This window comes from Anaerotignum neopropionicum, from assembly GCF_001571775.1.
Taxonomy (GTDB): Bacteria; Bacillota; Clostridia; order Lachnospirales; family Anaerotignaceae; genus Chakrabartyella; species Chakrabartyella neopropionicum.
On the sequence record NZ_LRVM01000008.1, the window covers coordinates 32886 to 51957 of the forward strand.

At 41.5% G+C, this 19072-nt stretch carries 27 protein-coding genes and 1 riboswitch; of the genes, 19 read left to right on the top strand and 8 right to left on the bottom strand.

The genetic code is table 11. The features are described 5' to 3' along the window. Window positions 1–19 precede the first annotated feature (19 nt). The 11 genes from CLNEO_RS11465 to CLNEO_RS11515 all read left to right on the top strand — a co-directional run bounded on the left by CLNEO_RS11465 (window position 20) and on the right by CLNEO_RS11515 (window position 5975). A complete protein-coding gene (locus CLNEO_RS11465; protein ID WP_066089016.1) occupies window positions 20–649 on the top strand; it encodes an adenylate kinase in 630 nt (209 codons plus the stop codon). Window position 650: 1 nt separating this feature from the next. Beyond that, on the top strand, window positions 651–1403 hold the full coding sequence (map, locus tag CLNEO_RS11470; protein WP_066089019.1) for a type I methionyl aminopeptidase: 753 nt from the start codon (window positions 651–653) through the stop codon (window positions 1401–1403). Window positions 1404–1428: 25 nt separating this feature from the next. Beyond that, the gene (locus CLNEO_RS11475; protein WP_083531989.1) at window positions 1429–1704 is read left to right on the top strand and encodes a KOW domain-containing RNA-binding protein; all 276 of its coding nucleotides are present in this window, start codon (window positions 1429–1431) and stop codon (window positions 1702–1704) included. 13 nt (window positions 1705–1717) lie between these two features. Beyond that, complete coding sequence (infA, locus tag CLNEO_RS11480; protein WP_066089022.1) at window positions 1718–1936, top strand: translation initiation factor IF-1; 219 nt, start codon at window positions 1718–1720, stop codon at window positions 1934–1936. A 16-nt stretch (window positions 1937–1952) separates the two neighbouring features. Continuing rightward, window positions 1953–2066, top strand: a complete 114-nt coding sequence (rpmJ, locus tag CLNEO_RS11485) for a 50S ribosomal protein L36 (protein ID WP_004034721.1) — start codon at window positions 1953–1955, stop codon at window positions 2064–2066. 213 nt (window positions 2067–2279) lie between these two features. Then, the gene (gene rpsM, locus CLNEO_RS11490; RefSeq protein WP_066089026.1) at window positions 2280–2648 is read left to right on the top strand and encodes a 30S ribosomal protein S13; all 369 of its coding nucleotides are present in this window, start codon (window positions 2280–2282) and stop codon (window positions 2646–2648) included. A gap of 24 nt (window positions 2649–2672) precedes the next feature. After that, a complete protein-coding gene (rpsK, locus tag CLNEO_RS11495; RefSeq protein WP_066089029.1) occupies window positions 2673–3071 on the top strand; it encodes a 30S ribosomal protein S11 in 399 nt (132 codons plus the stop codon). A 20-nt stretch (window positions 3072–3091) separates the two neighbouring features. Next, on the top strand, window positions 3092–3694 hold the full coding sequence (gene rpsD / locus CLNEO_RS11500; protein WP_066089032.1) for a 30S ribosomal protein S4: 603 nt from the start codon (window positions 3092–3094) through the stop codon (window positions 3692–3694). A 90-nt stretch (window positions 3695–3784) separates the two neighbouring features. After that, complete coding sequence (locus CLNEO_RS11505) at window positions 3785–4744, top strand: DNA-directed RNA polymerase subunit alpha (protein ID WP_066089035.1); 960 nt, start codon at window positions 3785–3787, stop codon at window positions 4742–4744. 108 nt (window positions 4745–4852) lie between these two features. Continuing rightward, window positions 4853–5395 (top strand): bL17 family ribosomal protein, encoded by a 543-nt coding sequence (locus CLNEO_RS11510; RefSeq protein ID WP_066089038.1) that lies wholly within the window; start codon window positions 4853–4855, stop codon window positions 5393–5395. Between the two features lie 199 nt (window positions 5396–5594). After that, window positions 5595–5975: a hypothetical protein gene (locus CLNEO_RS11515; RefSeq protein ID WP_066089041.1), complete on the top strand. Its 381-nt coding sequence runs from the start codon at window positions 5595–5597 to the stop codon at window positions 5973–5975. Window positions 5976–6258: 283 nt separating this feature from the next. Here CLNEO_RS11515 and CLNEO_RS11520 read toward each other — a convergent pair whose 3' ends face one another. Beyond that, on the bottom strand, window positions 6259–6438 hold the full coding sequence (locus CLNEO_RS11520; RefSeq protein WP_066089044.1) for a hypothetical protein: 180 nt from the start codon (window positions 6436–6438) through the stop codon (window positions 6259–6261). Window positions 6439–6801: 363 nt separating this feature from the next. On the opposite strand from CLNEO_RS11520, the gene CLNEO_RS11525 reads away from it, so the two are divergent. From CLNEO_RS11525 to rpsI, 6 genes are all read left to right on the top strand, one after another. Beyond that, window positions 6802–7668: an energy-coupling factor transporter ATPase gene (locus tag CLNEO_RS11525; protein ID WP_066089047.1), complete on the top strand. Its 867-nt coding sequence runs from the start codon at window positions 6802–6804 to the stop codon at window positions 7666–7668. Next, window positions 7644–8501, top strand: a complete 858-nt coding sequence (locus tag CLNEO_RS11530; RefSeq protein WP_066089050.1) for an energy-coupling factor transporter ATPase — start codon at window positions 7644–7646, stop codon at window positions 8499–8501. Before CLNEO_RS11525 ends, CLNEO_RS11530 begins: the two co-directional genes overlap by 25 nt. Continuing rightward, a complete protein-coding gene (locus CLNEO_RS11535; RefSeq protein ID WP_066089053.1) occupies window positions 8498–9322 on the top strand; it encodes an energy-coupling factor transporter transmembrane component T family protein in 825 nt (274 codons plus the stop codon). Before CLNEO_RS11530 ends, CLNEO_RS11535 begins: the two co-directional genes overlap by 4 nt. A gap of 94 nt (window positions 9323–9416) precedes the next feature. Beyond that, window positions 9417–10193, top strand: coding sequence for a tRNA pseudouridine(38-40) synthase TruA (truA, locus tag CLNEO_RS11540; protein ID WP_066089056.1), 777 nt, complete (start codon window positions 9417–9419; stop codon window positions 10191–10193). Window positions 10194–10376: 183 nt separating this feature from the next. Next, entirely contained in the window at window positions 10377–10814 is a 438-nt protein-coding gene (gene rplM, locus CLNEO_RS11545) for a 50S ribosomal protein L13 (protein WP_066089059.1), read from the top strand. Between the two features lie 18 nt (window positions 10815–10832). Continuing rightward, entirely contained in the window at window positions 10833–11225 is a 393-nt protein-coding gene (gene rpsI, locus CLNEO_RS11550; RefSeq protein WP_066089061.1) for a 30S ribosomal protein S9, read from the top strand. Between the two features lie 213 nt (window positions 11226–11438). Here rpsI and CLNEO_RS11555 read toward each other — a convergent pair whose 3' ends face one another. The 7 genes from CLNEO_RS11555 to CLNEO_RS11585 all read right to left on the bottom strand — a co-directional run bounded on the left by CLNEO_RS11555 (window position 11439) and on the right by CLNEO_RS11585 (window position 17333). Next, complete coding sequence (locus CLNEO_RS11555) at window positions 11439–11867, bottom strand: aspartate carbamoyltransferase regulatory subunit (RefSeq protein ID WP_066089064.1); 429 nt, start codon at window positions 11865–11867, stop codon at window positions 11439–11441. A gap of 1 nt (window position 11868) precedes the next feature. Then, window positions 11869–12783 carry an aspartate carbamoyltransferase gene (gene pyrB, locus CLNEO_RS11560; protein ID WP_066089067.1) on the bottom strand — a complete coding sequence of 305 codons (915 nt, stop codon included), beginning with the start codon at window positions 12781–12783 and terminating at the stop codon, window positions 11869–11871. Beyond that, window positions 12780–13418, bottom strand: coding sequence for an orotate phosphoribosyltransferase (gene pyrE, locus CLNEO_RS11565; protein WP_066089070.1), 639 nt, complete (start codon window positions 13416–13418; stop codon window positions 12780–12782). Before pyrE ends, pyrB begins: the two co-directional genes overlap by 4 nt. After that, the gene (pyrF, locus tag CLNEO_RS11570) at window positions 13418–14125 is read right to left on the bottom strand and encodes an orotidine-5'-phosphate decarboxylase (RefSeq protein WP_066089073.1); all 708 of its coding nucleotides are present in this window, start codon (window positions 14123–14125) and stop codon (window positions 13418–13420) included. The genes pyrE and pyrF overlap by 1 nt, the downstream gene beginning before the upstream one ends. Beyond that, window positions 14122–15036, bottom strand: a complete 915-nt coding sequence (locus tag CLNEO_RS11575) for a dihydroorotate dehydrogenase (protein WP_066089076.1) — start codon at window positions 15034–15036, stop codon at window positions 14122–14124. Before CLNEO_RS11575 ends, pyrF begins: the two co-directional genes overlap by 4 nt. Next, window positions 15030–15764 carry a dihydroorotate dehydrogenase electron transfer subunit gene (locus CLNEO_RS11580; RefSeq protein WP_066089079.1) on the bottom strand — a complete coding sequence of 245 codons (735 nt, stop codon included), beginning with the start codon at window positions 15762–15764 and terminating at the stop codon, window positions 15030–15032. The genes CLNEO_RS11575 and CLNEO_RS11580 overlap by 7 nt, the downstream gene beginning before the upstream one ends. A 300-nt stretch (window positions 15765–16064) precedes the next feature. Continuing rightward, a complete protein-coding gene (locus tag CLNEO_RS11585) occupies window positions 16065–17333 on the bottom strand; it encodes a dihydroorotase (RefSeq protein ID WP_066089082.1) in 1269 nt (422 codons plus the stop codon). A gap of 168 nt (window positions 17334–17501) precedes the next feature. Then, a riboswitch (ZMP/ZTP riboswitch) is annotated at window positions 17502–17662 on the top strand. Between the two features lie 73 nt (window positions 17663–17735). Between CLNEO_RS11585 and purE the strand changes: the two genes are divergently transcribed. Both purE and purC read left to right on the top strand, forming a co-directional pair. Next, window positions 17736–18230 (top strand): 5-(carboxyamino)imidazole ribonucleotide mutase, encoded by a 495-nt coding sequence (gene purE / locus CLNEO_RS11590; RefSeq protein ID WP_066089085.1) that lies wholly within the window; start codon window positions 17736–17738, stop codon window positions 18228–18230. A gap of 96 nt (window positions 18231–18326) precedes the next feature. Beyond that, the gene (gene purC / locus CLNEO_RS11595; protein ID WP_066089088.1) at window positions 18327–19037 is read left to right on the top strand and encodes a phosphoribosylaminoimidazolesuccinocarboxamide synthase; all 711 of its coding nucleotides are present in this window, start codon (window positions 18327–18329) and stop codon (window positions 19035–19037) included. The last annotated feature ends 35 nt before the right edge of the window (window positions 19038–19072 follow it).

Sequence of the window (19072 nt, forward strand, 5' to 3'; positions counted from 1 at the left end):
AAAAGAGGTAATGATTTTTATGAAATTGGTTCTCATAGGTGCGCCCGCTGCAGGAAAAGGAACACAGGCTGCACGATTGGTTAAGCATTATGGCATTGCCCACATTTCCACGGGCGATATGCTGAGAGAAGAAGTTGCAAAGGGAACTGAGTTAGGAAATCAGGCGAAAAGCATTATGGCGTCGGGTGGGTTAGTTTCCGATGAATTAATCATTGCAATTGTAAAAGAGAGAATCCAGAAGGATGACTGCAAAAACGGTTTTATTTTGGATGGTTTCCCTCGTACAGTGGTTCAAGCAGAAAAGCTTGATGAGATGGTAGCTCTGGATAAAGTAGTTTATATTAATGCACCTGACGAGGTAATGTTGGCTAGACTGACAGCAAGAGAAACTTGTCCGAAGTGCGGTGCAACCTATAACAAATTGTTTTTACCTGCAAAGGTTGCCGGTGTTTGCGATGTTTGCGGTGAAGCCCTAACACAGCGCAAAGATGATACAACCCAAGCGGGTCTAGCAAGAATCAAGACATTTCATGAGCAAAGCGAGCCTTTGGTGGCATTTTATATAAATAAAGGCATCTTATTCGAAGTGGATGGCACAAAGCCCATTGATGAGATTACAAAGGCGATCGTAGAAGGTCTGGAGAGATAATATGTCTATCACGATCAAAACAGAAAATCAGATTGGAAAAATGCGTAGAGCGGGCGAGCTTTTGGCGAAAGTTGAAGCACTGCTTGAAAAAAATGTTTTACCGGGCGTGACGACGGCCTATCTGGATCAGTTGGCAGAGGACTATATCCGCAGTCATGGAGCAGTTCCTTCATTTAAAGGCTACGGTGGATTTCCCGCAACACTTTGCACCTCGATAAACGAGGAGGTTGTGCATGGAATTCCTGGCGAGCGCATATTAAAAGAGGGAGATATCCTAAGTGTTGATATGGGCTGCATTTTAAATGGCTATCATGCAGATATGGCAAGGACTTATGCGGTTGGTGAAATTTCTGCGGAGGCAAAAAAATTGATTGAGGTGACAAAAGAAAGCTTTTTTGAAGGCATAAAATTTGCAAAAGAGGGCAATCATCTCAATGATATAGGTTCTGCCATTGAAAAATACGTAGAAAAAAATGGGTTTTCCGTTGTTCGCGCTTATGTAGGTCATGGAATCGGAACAAAGCTGCATGAATCACCGGAAATTCCGAATTTTAAAACGCTGGCCAGAGGTGTTCGTTTGCAAAAAGGAATGACCTTAGCCATTGAACCAATGGTGAATTTTGGAGATTGCAATGTTCGTGTATTAAAAGACGGATGGACTGCAGTTACCAAAGATGGCAAATACTCGGCGCATTATGAAAACACCATACTGATTACGGACGGTGAACCCGAGATTCTTACGTTACCGCGATAGACAAAAAATAATTGAGGTGATTGCGTTGGAATTTCAAGCTGGGCAAATCGTTTATTCCAAAGACGGACACGATAAGGGTCTAACAATGATGGTTCTTTCTGTTGAGGACAGATTTTTATATCTGGCAGATGGGAAAACGCGGATGCTTGCTAAGCCCAAGCGTAAAAAAATCATTCATGTTCAGCCCACCAAATATGTGGACGCAGCTATGGCGGATAAATTGATGCAGAATGCACACATTCTGGATTCGGATATTCGAAAGGCTATAAAGTTGTATCAAGAAAAAGCAGCAGACTGTTAAGGAGGTTCTTGGCTTGTCAAAAGATGACGTAATTGAAGTAGAAGGAACCATACTGGAAAAATTACCAAATGCCATGTTTCAGGTGGAGTTGGAAAATGGCCATCAGATACTGGCACACATTTCCGGGAAATTGCGTATGAATTTCATTCGTATTTTGCCGGGTGATAAAGTATTAGTTGAAATGTCTCCCTATGATCTGACAAAAGGCAGAATTATTTGGAGAGCGAAATAAGGAAGGAGCGATCACAATGAAGGTAAGACCATCTGTAAAACCTATGTGTGAAAAATGCAGAATTATTAAAAGAAAAGGTCGTGTAATGGTCATTTGTGAAAATCCAAAGCATAAACAGAAACAAGGCTGATATATATTTTATGACTTATCCAAAGGGAACACCTTTAAGAGTCGTCTATAAATCCGTCAATATACTGGGAGGAGCATACAGTTAATAGCAGAGGCGGCGCGCAGGCTGACGGCTGCTCACTCTGTTTGTAATGCCCAACGGGTATAACTTAATTTATGCGAATATTAAACGAAACGATAGTTTGATGAAAATTATAGGAGGTGCAAGATATACATGGCACGTATTGCTGGTGTAGATTTACCAAGAGAAAAACGCGTTGAAGTTGGTTTGACTTATGTTTTTGGCATTGGTCACCCTAGTGCAGTTCGTATTTTGAACGAAGCTGGTGTAGATCTGAATACAAGAGTAAGAGATTTAACCGATGATGAAGTAGCTAAAATTCGTGACGTCATTGACAAAACGCAAAGAGTTGAAGGTGACTTGAGAAGAGAAGTTGCTTTAAATATCAAACGTCTGATTGAAATCGGCTGTTACAGAGGCATCCGCCACAGAAAAGGCTTGCCTGTAAGAGGTCAAAAAACAAAGACAAACGCAAGAACCAGAAAAGGTCCTAGAAAGACCGTTGCGAATAAGAAGAAATAATTGATTTCAAAGGAGGTTTGAATAATGGCTAAAAAAACTGTGAAAAAGACAACTCGCAGACGCCGTGACAAAAGAAAAGTAGAACGTGGCCAGGCTCACATTCAGTCTACTTTTAACAATACAATCGTTACAATCACTGATGCTGTTGGCAATGCGCTTTCTTGGGCAAGTGCAGGTCAGCTGGGCTTTAGAGGCTCCAAAAAATCCACACCTTATGCAGCACAGATGGCAGCGGATACAGCTGCAAAGGCTGCATCTGACTATGGTCTGAAGACGATTGAAGTTTTTGTAAAGGGACCCGGTTCAGGCCGTGAAGCTGCAATCCGTGCATTGCAGGCTGCTGGTTTGGATGTTACTATGATTAGAGATGTAACACCCGTTCCTCACAATGGCTGTAGACCACCTAAGCGCAGAAGAGTATAATCATCAGGAGGTGTAGATAAATGGCAAGAGATAGAGTACCCGTACTGAAGAGATGCAGATCCTTAAATTTGGAGCCTGTTTTCCTTGGTATTGATAAAAAATCTAAGAAGCAAAACTTAAAAGCAAACAGAAAAATGAGCGAATACGGCCTTCAGATGAGAGAAAAGCAGAAAGCAAAATTCATCTATGGCGTTTTGGAAAAGCAGTTCAGAGGCTACTATGCACAGGCTGAAAAAATTGCGAAAAAAGAAGGTATTCCCGGTGAAAACCTGCTTATGCTTTTGGAAATGAGATTGGACAACGTAATGTTCCGTCTTGGCTATGGCAGAACAAGAAAAGAATCCAGACAGATTGTTCGTCACAAACACGTTACCGTAAACGGCAAGCCCGTTGACATTCCTTCCTACCAAGTGAAGGTTGGCGATGTGATTGAAGTGAAAGAAAAGTATAAGACTCTTCAGAGATATAAAGACGTTTTGTCTGTTACTGATGGCAGAATCGTTCCTGAATGGTTATCCGTTGACCACGATGCGTTAAGCGGTACAGTTTTGGCAAAACCCACAAGAGCACAAATTGACGTTCCTGTCGAAGAAACATTTATCGTCGAATTGTACTCCAAATAATCTGAAACGGTTGTGCAAAAAAGTCAATCAAAAAGCTGTAGGGCAAAAAACCCTGCAGCACCTTAATATAAAAAAGGGAGGTTTGAATGAGTGTTTGAATTTGAGAAACCTCGCATTGAGATTGCTGAGATGGCACCGGACGGAACTTATGGAAAGTTTGTGGTAGAGCCTTTGGAAAGAGGCTATGGCACAACATTGGGAAATTCCCTGAGAAGAATTTTACTCTCCTCTCTTCCCGGGGCTGCTGTCAGCAATGTAAAAATTGATGGTGTGCTTCATGAGTTCAGCGTAATTCCCGGCGTGAAAGAAGACGTCACAGAAATTATTCTGAATTTAAAAGGACTTGCAATTAAAAACACCAGCGAAGGTAATGAACCCAAAGTTGCATATATTGACATTGAGGGTGAAGGGGAAGTAAAAGGCTCTGATATTAAAGCCGACAGTGATATTGAGATTTTAAATCCCGATCATCACATTGCAACACTTTCTGGCGGCGCTGGCAGCAAGCTCTATATGGAAATTACCATCAACAAAGGACGCGGCTATATTGGTGCAGACAAGAATAAAAAGGATGACCAACCTATTGGCATGCTTCCTGTTGACAGCATTTTCACACCCGTTACCAGAGTGAATTTCCTTGTGGAAAATACTCGTGTTGGTCAAATTACTGACTATGACAAATTGTCTTTGGAAGTGTGGACCAATGGTACCATCGCACCTGATGATGCAGTAAGCTACGGTGCGAAGATTTTGAATGAACATCTCAACCTGTTTATTGATCTTTCCGATAATGCAAAAGACGCTTCTATTATGGTTGAAAAAGAAGAGGGTAAGAAGGAAAAGGTTCTTGAAATGAGTATTGAAGAACTTGATCTTTCTGTGCGTTCTTATAACTGCTTGAAAAGAGCAGGTATTAACACAGTAGAAGATCTAGCAAACAAAACGGAAGAAGAAATGATGAAGGTTAGAAATCTGGGACGCAAGTCTTTGGAGGAAGTATTGAACAAAATGGCAGAGCTTGGCTTGGCATTAAGACCCAGCGACGAGTAAGCCTTTGCCCGCTACTATTATTTACCGTACGATTACACTTTCACATAAGACCGATGAGCTGTGAAGTTGGGCACTATCGAACGGGGATCAACAAGGAGGATACAAACCATGCATGCATCCGGTTATAGAAAACTTGGTAAAACAACACCTCAAAGAAAGGCGTTGTTAAGAAACCAAGTAACAAATTTGCTGTACCACGGCAAAATTAAAACAACAGAAACAAGAGCCAAAGAAGTTAGAAGAATCGCTGAAAAATTGATTACCATTGCTGTGAAGGAAAAAGACAACTTTGAAGAAGTAGAAGTAACCGCAAAAGTAGCAAAGAAAGATGCTAGCGGCAAGCGTGTGAAGGAAGTTGTAAACGGCAAAAAAGTAACTGTTTATGATGAAGTAAAGAAAACAGTAAAGAAGGATAAACCTTCCAGACTTGCAGCGAGACGTCAGCTGTTGGCTTACCTTTACCCTGTAACTGAAGTTCCTGCCGATGGCAAGAAGGTTAGAAGCTTGAGCAAAGAAGTTGACATGGCAGAGAAAATGTTTGATGAAGTTGCTCCTAAGTTTGTAGGCCGCAATGGTGGTTATACAAGAATTGTAAAGCTGGGCGCAAGAAAAGGCGACGGCGCTATGGAAGTATTCATCGAATTGGTATAATTGAAGCGAATAAAAAAGTATCATCCTACCGCAAGGCTTGGGTGGTACTTTTTTTATTCTTTTATAAAATAAGTAAACGTGAAAGCATGATAATTATTGGGAAAATATACAAAAAATATGATATAATAGTGTAGGATATTTACAAAATTATAGACGGCAACCCTTTCTAAATAGAAAAACCTATATGGGGGTGTGTATTATGAAAAAAAGAAAATATGTAATTGCACTTATGGTGATTGGTTTTATTTTTCTATGGAATCAGGAGCCACCTGAGGGTACAGGAATGACAAATCGGTTTATTGGTACTTATGTTTGTGAAACAAATCCGTTTTACTATATTACTGCGTATGATGATGGGATTTTTTATTATTATTGTGAACGGGAAGGCTTATACTGTAAAGGTAATTTCAGAGAATTTGCAGAACATACCTATGAGCTGGCGGGGAAAAAAATAAATCCTCAACGAATTTTTTGCCAAGATTACACCTTTCAATATTTAGATGGAGAAGTGGATTTGAGCTTTAAGAAAATAGACGAAATTCCTATGATTGTGGAAACAGTGAGAGAGTTGGCAAAATAAGTTAGAAGGATTTTTATATAGCATCATTTATTATCGTTGCAGTAAGAACAATCTTTGAATCATTATAGAGGAGAAAGAAATTTCTTATGGCTTGAGGAGATTTCAATTGCATTCATCGGAGGTTTGTAGGTTTATTGTTAGACGTTTAGATGACACGAACTTTTGAATTTCCACTGCGATTTTTAAAGTTACTTATTAGTTTGGAAGAGAATAAGAAAAGAAAAAACCCACGCACAAAAGTTGTGTATGGGATTTTTATATATATGGAAAGGGATTTTAAATTTTAGTGAAGGATGGAGGTTAGGGTTGTATCATCTCCATAGGGTTGTTCAGTTTGAATTGCTGTGGTATCGTTTTTTCCATGATTGTCTTGGATTGCCACGGTCAGAGACATAAATATTGCAAAAGATAAGGAAAAAGCTAAGATGGATGCGCCTGTAAGTTTCAGCAGTTGTTTTTTCATAAATGTCTCTCCTTTCAAGATGAAAACTTTGTTTTTTATATTGTAGCACAAAGAAAGCGTATGTAGGTTACGGCTGGATTACGTTGTTGTTACAGCTATCTTTCTCCTGTGTTACTAATTTATTACAGTGCTTGCTTCTATGGTGTAAGAATATCATAAAAAATAGAAGATACCATTAATACAGGATTACGATGAACTTACGAAAAATCAAAGATTTTATTAAGGTGTTAGCGGTACTTTTTGTATAGGAAAGGGCTGTTTTTCTTGACTTTTTTATGGAAAAAACGTATCCTATTCATAGCTGTGAGCATTATTTGTCATAGACTTAAGAGGGTGAAAATCCTTTATAGAAAAGGTGAATTTATGAAAATGGTGAAGGCCGAAGGTCTAACATATGAATATATTAAAATGCTTGAAACAGACCATGGCACCGAGGAAGAAAAAGTATCTGCTTTAAAGGCAGTTAATTTGGAAATCGAAAAAGGCGAATTTGTGGTTGTTTTAGGACATAATGGCTCGGGAAAGTCTACGTTTGCAAAGCATATTAATGCTCTGCTGGAGCCGACCAAGGGGACTTTGTGGATCAAAGGCATGAATACGAAAAATGGTGAGCTGGTTTGGGATATTCGTCAGACTGCAGGCATGGTTTTTCAAAATCCTGATAATCAGCTGGTTGCTACGGTTGTGGAAGAGGATATTGCTTTTGGTCCTGAAAATATGGGGATCGCTCCGGCGGAAATCCGTCGTCGTGTGGATGAGGCGTTGGCCACGGTGCGTATGCAAAAATATGCGACACATTCACCATCTAAGCTTTCCGGAGGACAAAAACAGCGAATTGCTATTGCCGGCGTATTGGCGATGAAACCCGACTGTATTGTTTTGGACGAGCCCACGGCAATGCTTGACCCGGTGGGGCGTAAAGAGGTAATGGAAACGATTGAACGCTTAAATAAAGACGAGGGTATTACCATTATATTGATTACCCATTATATGGACGAGGCGGTTCGCGGTGATCGGGTTTATGTAATTGATGATGGCGAGGTAGTCATGCAGGGAAGGCCGAAGGAGATTTTTTCTCAGGTTGAACGGCTGCAGCAGTACGGTTTGGATGTGCCCCAGGTAACGGAGGTTGCCCATTTTTTGCGTATGGAAGGCATTGATATACCCCCAGATATTTTAACTGTCGAGGAAATGGTAGGTGCATTATGTCAATTAAAATTAACCACTTAACACATATATATAATTCGGGTACTGCCTTTGAAAAAAAAGCGTTAGACGATGTTTCTCTAGAAATACGAAAAGGTGAATTTGTTGGTTTAATTGGGCACACTGGCTCAGGGAAATCAACGCTAATTCAACATTTAAATGGGATTATTCCCCCGACACAGGGGGAGATTTTATTGGATGGGGAAAATATTCACAAGGACAAAGCAAAGCTGAAGGAAGTGCGCAGGCGCATAGGCTTGGCTTTTCAATATCCTGAATATCAGCTTTTTGAAATGACCGTATATAAGGATGTTGCTTTTGGCCCTACGAATATGCAATTACCGAAGGAAGAGATTCATGCCAATGTGGTTTCGGCATTGGAAACCGTTGGTATTGCGCCGGAATTGTATGAAAAGTCCCCGTTTGAATTATCCGGTGGGCAGAAACGTCGTGTTGCGATTGCGGGCGTATTGGCGATGAACCCTGAAGTCTTGATATTGGATGAGCCCACGGCTGGACTGGACCCAAAAGGTCGTGATGAAATTTTGCAGGCCATCAAGCGCCTTCATGAGGAACGAGGGATTACAGTAATTTTAGTCAGCCATAGCATGGAGGATGTTGCGAAATTGGTAGATCGCATTATTGTAATGCACGATGGGAAAATTGCAATGTTGGGAACGCCAAAAGAGGTTTTTTGCCATGTAAAGGATTTGGAATCCATGGGTTTGGCGGCGCCACAGGTGAGCTATGTTTTTACCGCTTTAAAGGAAAAAGGCTATGAAGTGCCTTTGGATGTATATACCGTTGAGGAAGCAAAAAAAGTATTATTAAATTTTGTAAAGCAGGTGAGCGTATGATTCGGGATATTACCATTGGGCAGTTTTACCCTGTGGATTCCCCAATCCATCGGTTAGATGCCAGAGTAAAGCTTACAATGACATTTATTTATATCATAACTTTGTTTATGATAAACAGTTTTATTGGGTATTTTTTTGTGATTGGGACTTTACTGGCAGTAATAAAAGTATCTAAGGTGCCGATAAAGTTTATGCTCAAGGGCATAAAAAGCATTATGCTTATTATTATATTTACGGCTTTTATTAACCTTTTTATGACACGGGGGGAACAAATTCTTTGGCAATGGGGCTTTTTGAGCTTAACCCTTGAGGGTATTTTTTTGGCGCTTAAAATGTGTATTCGGTTGGTGCTTTTGATTATTGGTTCATCTGTGTTAACATTGACCACTACGCCAATTCAATTGACAGATGCCATTGAATATATGTTACGTCCGTTCAAAAAAATTGGGGTGCCTGCCCACGAAATTGCAATGATGATGACAATAGCACTGCGCTTTATTCCCACCTTGTTGGACGAAACGGACAAAATTATGAAGGCACAGCAGGCAAGAGGGGCAGACTTTGATACTGGAAACCTAATGCAAAAGGCAAAAAGTCTAATTCCAATTCTTGTACCGCTGTTTATTTCTGCCTTTCGCCGCGCCGAGGAGTTGGCCATGGCCATGGAGGCAAGGTGCTATCATGGGGACGAAAATAGAACCAGAATGAACCGTATGACCATGCAAAGGCGGGATTATCACGCTTTGGTAATGGGATTGGTGTATATTGTAGCAATTTTCGGGTTAAGGTATGTGTCTTATTTATTACCTTTTATAATATAAATTTTATTGGAATTCAATATAAAACTTTAGTATCTAAAAACAGAAGCTGCAAAAGGCATAAATACTGCTTTATTAAAACGTTAGGAGGATCTGTGTGAAGCGTATACTGTTAACCATTGCCTACGATGGAACGAGATATAGCGGTTGGCAGAAACAATTATCACCGGAAGTTATGACTGTTGAAGGAGAACTGGAAAAGGCGTTGCGCGTGCTTTTTCGTTCTCCGGAATTAACTTGTGTTGGAGCCAGTAGAACAGATCGAGGAGTTCATGCTTTGGGACAAAGGGCAACCATAGACGTGGAAACAACAATACCGGTTGAAAAAATTCCATTGGCAATACTTCCGTTGCTTCCCCAAGATATTATCGTGGTAAAAGCGGAGGAAGTACCGTCCACGTTTCATCCCCGCTATGACTGTGTGAAAAAAACCTATGAATATCGAATTTGGAATGGGCGAATCAAAAATCCAAAGGAAAGGCTGTATTCTACGTTTGTATATTGTCCTCTTGATGTGGAAAAAATGGACTTAGCGGCAAAAAAATTCATTGGCACTTATGATTTTGCGGCTTTTTGCGCGGCAGGTAGCGCTGTTTCTTCAACGGTACGCACAATATTCGATTGTTATGTAAAGAAAGAAGGTAATTTAATAAATATTTATGTTACCGGAGATGGATTTTTATATAATATGGTTAGAATTATGGCAGGGACTTTAATGGCTGTTGGTCAGGGAAAAATCTCTCCCAATGAAATTTTGCAGATAATTTTAAGCATGGATAGACGAAATGCAGGGCAGACTGCAGAGCCGCAAGGCTTGACTTTACAGGAAATTTATTATAATTTCCAAGGGAAATCTGTTGACAGTTTGGATTGAATGTACTATAATAATAAAGCTGTATTTTATTTTGATATTAAAACCATTTGGTTTTAAATATAAGTTTCTCAAGGTGGGATCCAATAAGTTATGTGAAACACATAATGGAGATTGACCGTTTTGTTCCCGCAAAACGGCAAAGTCAACGGATCAAACAAAATAATGAATAGGGAGGTAGAAACCATGAGAACAACTTACATTGCGAAGGAATCTGATGTAGTAAAAAAGTGGTATGTAATTGATGCTGCTAACATGACTTTAGGTCGTATTTCTACGGAAATCGCAAACATTTTAAGAGGTAAGAACAAACCCCAGTATGCACCTAACGTTGATATGGGCGACTATGTTGTCGTTATCAATGCTGAAAAGGTTGCTGTAACAGGCAAAAAATTGGAACAAAAGGTATACCATCATCATTCCGGCTATACAGGTGGTTTGAAAACAACCAGACTTGATAAAATGCTGGAAACACACCCTGAAAGAGTAATTGAACATGCTGTAAAAGGTATGCTTCCTAAAAATGCTCTGGGCAGAAAAATGTTCTCTAAGCTGCATGTATATGCAGGCGCTGAACATCCCCACGCAGCACAGAAACCCGAAAATTTGGAAATTAAATTTTAATAGGAGGAGGAAAGCATAATGGCAGCAGCTAGATATTACGGTACAGGCAGAAGAAAATCTTCCGTAGCAAGAGTATATTTGGTACCAGGCAACGGTAAAATAACAGTAAATAAAAGAGATATTAATGAATATTTTGGTCTTGAAACATTGAAGCTGATCGTTCGTCAGCCTTTGGAATTAACAGCAACATCAGCTAAATTTGATGTTTTGGTTAATGTAAATGGTGGCGGTTTTACAGGTCAGGCAGGTGCAATCAGACACGGTATTTCCAGAGCTTTACTTCAGGCAGACGGCGATTACAGACCCGCTTTGAAAAAAGCAGGATTCTTAACTCGTGATCCTAGAATGAAAGAAAGAAAGAAATATGGTCTTAAGGCAGCAAGACGTGCACCTCAGTTCTCAAAGAGATAATTATTTCAACTTTATACGAAACATCAAAAACCCCGAAACATTATGTTTTCGGGGTTTTTTTAATATAATTTAGAAATTCAAAAAGCATATGAAAATGGATTATTAGTAACACGCAAGTAACCAACCAATACCTTGTGAAATTTAATGCTGGCTTTTCTGTGATTGGAAGAATAAAAGTAGGCGCCTATTCGGGTACCTACTTCTTTGCAACTCCTAAATATTTTCTCCCTTTGCCTTAGACTCACAGTAAATACAGCGATACACCCTGTTTTCGCGGTCAGTCAGCTTAAAAATATGGTCGATTTCCTGCTCCACAGAGGTAATACAACGTGGATTTTTACACCTAATTACGTTGGTCAAGCGTTCGGGCAGCTCTGGATGAAATTTCCGAACTCTCTGTCCATCCTTAATGACATTTATGGTAATATCGGGGTTAATATAGCCCAGTACATCCAAGTCCAATTCAAAATCGGCATCAATTTTAATGATATCCTTTTTCCCAATTTTACCGCTGGAAGCGTTTTTAATCAGTGCGATGGAACAATCCAAGGCTTCCAAGTTCAGCAGCTGGTAGATTTCCATGCCTTGCCCTGCTTTGATATGGTCGATCACAATACCGTTGCGAATAGAATCTATATTCATATTATTCCACCTCCAAAAGCTTCAAAATCAGTGCCATGCGGATAAATTTTCCATAAAGAACCTGCTTGAAATAGCAAGCCCGTGGGTCATCATCCACGTCAACGGAAATTTCGTTTACACGGGGAAGGGGGTGCATGATACATAGATCAGTCTTTGCCGTTGTCAGCTTTTCTTTATTTAAAATATAACTGTCCTTCAAGCGAATATAGTCTGCCTCGTTGAAGAAACGTTCTCTTTGTACACGAGTCATGTAAAGAATATCCAAGGTAGGCATTACCTTTTCTAAGCTGGTAGTGACAGTATAGGAAACACCTTTTTTATCCAAAATATCGTTAATGATATATCCGGGCAGTTTTAATTCCTCAGGGGAGATTAAGACAAAGTGAATGTTTTCATAACGGGATAATGCATGAATCAAGGAATGTACGGTTCTGCCGAATTTTAAATCACCACAAAGTCCTACGGTTAAGCTGTCAAAGCGTCCCTTTTCCCGCTGTATGGTCAAAAGGTCGGTTAGGGTTTGGGTAGGATGATTGTGTCCGCCATCTCCGGCATTGATAATCGGTACAGTGGAATGCATGGAGGCAATCATAGGCGCACCTTCTTTGGGATGGCGCATGGCAATAATATCTGCATAACAGCATACGGTACGAATGGTATCGGAAACGCTTTCCCCTTTGGCGGCTGAGCTGTTGCTTGCAGCGGAAAAACCAAGTACATTACCGCCCAATTCCATCATAGCCGCCTCAAAGCTAAGCCTTGTTCTTGTGGAAGGCTCAAAAAACAGGGTGGCCAGCTTTTTCTTTTGACATTTTTCGCTGTATTTATCGGGGTTTTCGATAATATCATTGGCAGTATCAATTAAATCGTTAATTTCTTCAATGGAAAGGTCAACAATATCAATCAAGCTTCTCATAATATCCCATCCCTCCAGCTCTCGTCGCTAGGGTTATTGCGAAAGGCAATCAATCTTTTGATGTCCGCCTGCTTGATATAACCCTCGTTTGCGGCAACCTCTGCAACAGCATCAAAATCGGAAAGGCTGATGTTTTTTACATTCGCTTCCGTCAATCGATCCAGTCCCTTTTGCATTCCATAGGTAAAGATGCTGACTACGCCAAGCACCTCTGCTCCTGCTTCACGAAGGACATTCACAACCTCAATGACACTGCCGCCTGTGGAAATCAAATCCTCCACAACAACAACCTTTTGGCCTTTTTCCAATTTACCTTCAATTTGATTATTGCGACCATGATCCTTGGCGCCGGAGCGTACATATCCCATGGGCAGGCCTAAAATATGAGCGGTAATTGCCGCATGGGCAATCCCTGCAGTACTGGTGCCCATCAAGACTTCACATTGGGGGTATTCCTTGCGGATGGTTTCGGCCAAAGCGTTTTCTACATGGTTTCTCACTTCTGGAGCGGTTAGGGTTAAGCGATTATCACAATAAATTGGGCTTTTGATACCACTTGCCCATGTAAAGGGGTCTTGGGGGCGCAGGAAAACTGCACCAATGGATAATAAGTCTTTTGCAATCAAATGCTTCATTACGCATTACCTCCTAAAAATTCTGTCAAACATCTTCTGTATGCGGCAACGGGATCCTTTGCTTGGGTAATAGGGCGGCCGACCACGATATAATCGGAGCCTAATTCCCTAGCCTTTGCGGGGGTGGCAATACGCACCTGATCCCCTGCGTCCCCGTCGGCAAAGCGCACCCCGGGGGTGATGGTAAGGAATTCCTCTCCGCAGACCTCTTTTACTTTTTTTGCTTCCCAAGGAGAGCAAACAACGCCATCTAAGCCGGCAATTTTTGTGTTTTTTGCGTAGTGCATTACGGTTTCCTCAAGGCTTTTATGAATCAAAAGGTCGTTTTGCATTCTTTCTTCACTGGTGGAGGTCAGCTGTGTAACGGCAATTAATAGGCCACGAGAGCCGTCTTTTTTTGTAAAGCCCTCTAAGGCACCCTCCATCATTGCAATGGTGCCAGAGGCATGTACGTTGCTCAAATCCACATCCAAATCGGACAAGACGGACATTGCTTTTTTAACCGTATTGGGAATGTCGTGGAGCTTTAAATCCAAGAAAATTTTATGACCTCTTGCCTTGATTTCCTTTACAATGGCAGGGCCTTCTGCGTAGAAAAGCTCCATACCGATTTTTAAGAAAGGTCTTTCCTCCTTGAAATTTTCCAAAAAAGCCATAAGGTCGGCTTTGCTGTTAAAATCGCAAGCAATAATTACGTCTTTACTCATTTGTGGGCACCTCCGATGATGTCGTTTAAATCTGTGATTCCGTATTTTTTCATAACGTGGGGCAAAGATTCAATGATGTTTTTGCAGGCAAAGGGCTCTACCAAATTTGCGGCACCAATTTGCACCGCCGTTGCCCCTGCAAGCATCATTTCCAATACATCCTCCGCGGAGGATACACCGCCCATACCAATGATGGGGATTTTTACTGCTTCGTACACCTGATAAACCATGCGTACCGCCACAGGAAAGATGGCGCTTCCCGAAAAACCGCCCATTTTATTGGCAATGATAGGTTTACCGGTTTTTAGGTCAATGCGCATACCCATGAGGGTATTGATTAAGCTGATACCATCGGCGCCTGCCTCCTCACAAGCCTTTGCAATGGCGGCAATATCCGTAACATTAGGGCTGAGCTTGATATAAACGGGCTTTGTGGTGACTGCTTTTACTGCTCTCGTTACTTCTGCCGCCGCTTCAGGGCTTGTGCCAAAGCTCATGCCGCCATGGTGTACGTTGGGACAGCTTACATTTACTTCAATGATTCCCACTTGGTCTTCTTTATCAATTTTCTCTGAGCAAAAAGCATATTCTTCCACGGAAAAGCCGCTGATATTTGCGATAACAGGCTTATGAAACACCTTTCTCATTTTCGGCAATTCTTCCCTGATGACCTTTTCTATCCCGGGATTTTGCAAGCCTACGGAGTTAATCATTCCCCCTGTGCATTCTGCAATTCTTGGGGTAGGATTCCCGAAGCGTGCCTCCCTCGTGGTACCCTTAAACGAAAAGGAGCCTAACATATTAATATCGTAAAGCTCGGCAAATTCATAGCCGTAGCCAAAGGTACCGCTGGCAGGAATTATGGGGTTATCCAAGGGAATACCGCTTAGGGTTACTTTTGTATTTACCATATGATTTCCTCCTTTTCCAAAACAGGGCCATCCTTGCAAATGCGCTTGCTGCCGTATTTTGTTTCACAGGAGCATCCCATGCACGCCCCAAAGCCACAACCCATTCTCTCCTCAAAGCTAAGCTGCCCGCTGGTTTTCGTGCAGTCGGAAAGAGCTTTTAGCATGGGTTCGGGGCCGCAGGCATAGAAATAAGTATAATCGGAAAGGTTGCTCACAATATCCGTGACAAAGCCTTTCGTACCAAGACTGCCGTCTGACGTTGCAACGAGAACCTTTGCGCCAAGATGTTCAAATTCCTCGATATAAAAGGCTTCATCTTTTGTATTAAAGCCCAAAATAACAATAGGCGTTTTCCCTTCTGCCAGGAGGTTTTTTGCCAAGCGATACATGGGCGGAACACCAACACCGCCGCCAATAAGCAAGGGACAGCTTCCGCTTTTTGTTGTGTCGTAGCCGTTGCCCAAACCCGTCAAAATGTCTAATTGGGAAGGTGGAGCCATTAATTTCATGGCTTCTGTGCCTGCGCCTACCACTTTGTATAAAATGGTGACGGTCTTATCATCATAATCGCAGACCGAAATAGGGCGGCGCAAAAACAGACCGTCTATTTTTATGTTCAAAAATTGCCCTGTCTTTGTGATGGCAGAGGTATCCCCCTCCAGTACCATGCGGTACACAGTGCTGGTCAGGGGTTCGTTTTTTAGGATTGTGAATCGTGATTGTTTCAAGAAAAGCCCTCCTTAGGGGGTGATTTTAAGCCGAAAAATCTGTTTCGAAATCGTTCATGAGAAGTTATAATTAATATTTTGGCGAAAGCCAAATTCAGACTGTCGAAAAAGTCAAAACCTTGAGGGTTTTACCCTCAAACACCCACAAGGATTTCACCCTTGACCCGTTATAAACTACATGAATATGTGGTTTGTGCAAAAGTTTTTGGGCTTGCTTTTTACAAAAAGCAAGCGGGTTTGGGCAGCGCCCAAGGTTTATCGACACACTGATTTTGGCGAAAGCCAAATTTTTTGAATCCTTTATTTCTTTTGATAAGCAATGTTACCCCTGCAAAGGGTAAGCTCGCAGCACCCGTTGACCTCTTTTCCTGCAAAGGGCGTGCTTCTGCCCATGGAGAGAAACTCCTCGGGGTTTATTGTGTACCGTTTGTTTAGATCAAATACAGTCAAATCTGCGGGTTGTCCGACTTCCAAAGGTGTGCCGATACCAAAGCGTTTTCTTGGGTTGGTATGAAGCAGCTCCACTAATTTTTCTAGGGTAAAAATGCCTGTTTGAACCAATTCGGTATACAAAACAGGGAAGGCGGTTTCTAATCCGACGATGCCCATCATGCTCCCTGCAAGACCCTTTGATTTTTCCTCGGCGGAATGGGGGGCATGGTCGGTGGCAATCATGTCGATGGTGCCGTCCATGATGCCCTCCAGTAAAGCCTGTCTGTCCACTTCACTGCGTAGGGGAGGGTTCATTTTAAAACGACCGTCCTCTTGCAGCATGCTATCATTCATCACTAAGTAGTGCGGCCCTGTTTCACAGGTAACGTCAATTCCCTCGGCCTTTGCCTTCCGGATGAGGGCAACGGATTCCTTTGTGGAAACATGGCAAACGTGATACTTACAGCCCGTTTCTTTTACCAAAGCCAAATCCCGTTCAATTTGCTTCCATTCGCTGGCGGAGCAAATGCCCTTATGCCCATGTTGTGCCGCATATTCTCCATCATGGATATAGCCGCCGTGAAGTAAGGTATTGTCCTCACAATGGGCGGCGATAATTTTTCCGTATTGACTGATTTTTTTCATGGCGGTACGCATGAAATCGTCATTTTGTACACCTCGTCCGTCATCGCTAAAGGCGCAGACATCCTTTGCAATTTCGTCGTAAGCGGCAAATGCTTCGCCCTTTTCGCCGACGGAAATCGTACCATAGGGATGAACATGAACGCAAGCATTTTTTTGAATCAAATCCAGTTGAGGTGCTAAATTTTCCCTGGAATCCGGCGTGGGAGAGAGGTTTGGCATAGCGCAAACGGTGGTGTAGCCTCCATGGGCTGCGGCCTTTGTGCCTGTTTCAATAGTTTCCTTATAAAAAAAACCCGGTTCTCTAAGATGTACGTGAACATCAATAAAACCGGGAAATACAAAGCAACCTTCCAAATCAAAAAAAATATGATTGGAAGAATAAGAAGGCTTCTCAGTGGAAATTTTAGAAATGAGGCCATCTGCGATAAATATGTTGGAAATGACGAATTTACCGTCAATAAATACATTAACATTCGGTAAAATGTAGTTCAATTGTTCCAGCTCCTTTCCGTTCAGTAGTGGGCGGCAAGTATTTCTTTACAAATTGTCAGTAGTATAGCATACGCTTTTTAATGTGTCAAGAATATATTTTGATAATTTTAATCATGGCTGAATTGACAGAAACAATTTTTGTGTGTTAGACTGAGGGTGTCAATTAAAGGGGCTTTTTATAACTGACGGATCAGTGGGAGACCACAGGGGAGTAGAAAGCTTGAATGTAAGCAGTTTAAGAGTTAAGCGGTGTTTTTTACACTGCGCCTGATAAAGAGGAATCAGTCAGGAGTTTAACACTGCTTTTGTCGACCGTCTGGGCAGTCCTGTTTCTGACAAGGGAATAGGAATGTCCTTTTTTGTGTTCAAATCATATACTATTTTAACCATTAGGAGGTTTCCATGAAAAAAATAGCGATTCTTATGGGCAGTGACAGTGACTTTCCCGTTGTGGAAAAAGCTTTAACAACCTTGGACAAGTTTGGGGTACCCTTCGAGGTACACGTTTATTCTGCCCACAGAACACCGGAAGAAGCAAGAGCCTTTGCAGTGAATGCCAGAGAAAATGGCTTTGGTGCAATCATTGCGGCAGCGGGAAAGGCGGCTCATCTTGCAGGGGCAATGGCTGCAAATACAACCCTTCCTGTCATTGGTATTCCCATCAAATCTTCAACCTTAGACGGCTTGGATGCACTTCTTTCCACTGTGCAAATGCCTGGGGGCATGCCCGTTGCAACGGTAGCTATTGACGGCGCAGAAAATGCGGCCTTATTGGCAATTCAGATTTTGGCGGTGACAGATGAAGAATTGGCCGAAAAGCTTCGTTTCGCAAGATTAGAAAATGCAAAAAATGTTTTAGAAAAAGACCGTATGTTAGCGGAAAAATATAACAAATAATAAGCTAAAGCTTGAAATAAGGATAAAAGCTTAAAATATATAATACAAATCAAAACGCCAAAAGGCAAAGATTATTCTTAGGAGGAATAAACGATCATGGAAAAAACAGTTCAGATGTATGAAGGCAAGGCAAAAAAGGTATATGCAACCAACGATGAAAATTACTGCATCGTATCCTATAAGGATGATGCAACTGCGTTCAATGGTCTGAAAAAGGGCACAATCCTTGGCAAGGGTGCCATCAATAACCGTGTAACAAACCACCTTATGAAGCTTTTGGAAAAAAGCGGAATCCCCACACATTTTGTGGAAGAGCTTTCCGACAGAGAAACCGTGGTAAAGAAAGTAACGATTGTACCTCTTGAGGTAATTGTTAGAAATATTGCAGCCGGCTCCCTGGCAAAGCGTCTTGGTTTGGCAGAAGGTACGAAAATGAAAAGCACAGTTTTGGAATACTGTTATAAAGATGACGAATTGGGCGATCCCATGATTAATGAATATCATATTCTAGCCATGGAATTTGCAACAAAAGAAGAAATTGACTTGATTGCAAAGTACTCCTTTAAAATAAACGACGTTTTAAGCCATTATTTAAAAGATGCAAATATTGAATTGATCGATTTTAAGCTAGAATTTGGAAAAACAGCTGATGGCCAAATTGTATTGGCTGATGAAATTTCCCCCGATACTTGTCGTTTTTGGGATACTGTAACAGGCGAAAAGCTTGACAAGGACAGATTCCGTCGGGACTTGGGTCATGTGGAGGATGCTTATCAGGAAGTTTTGAAGCGCTTGATGGGCGAATAATCCAATTCACAAAACAGAGCGAATAGATGAGGTGC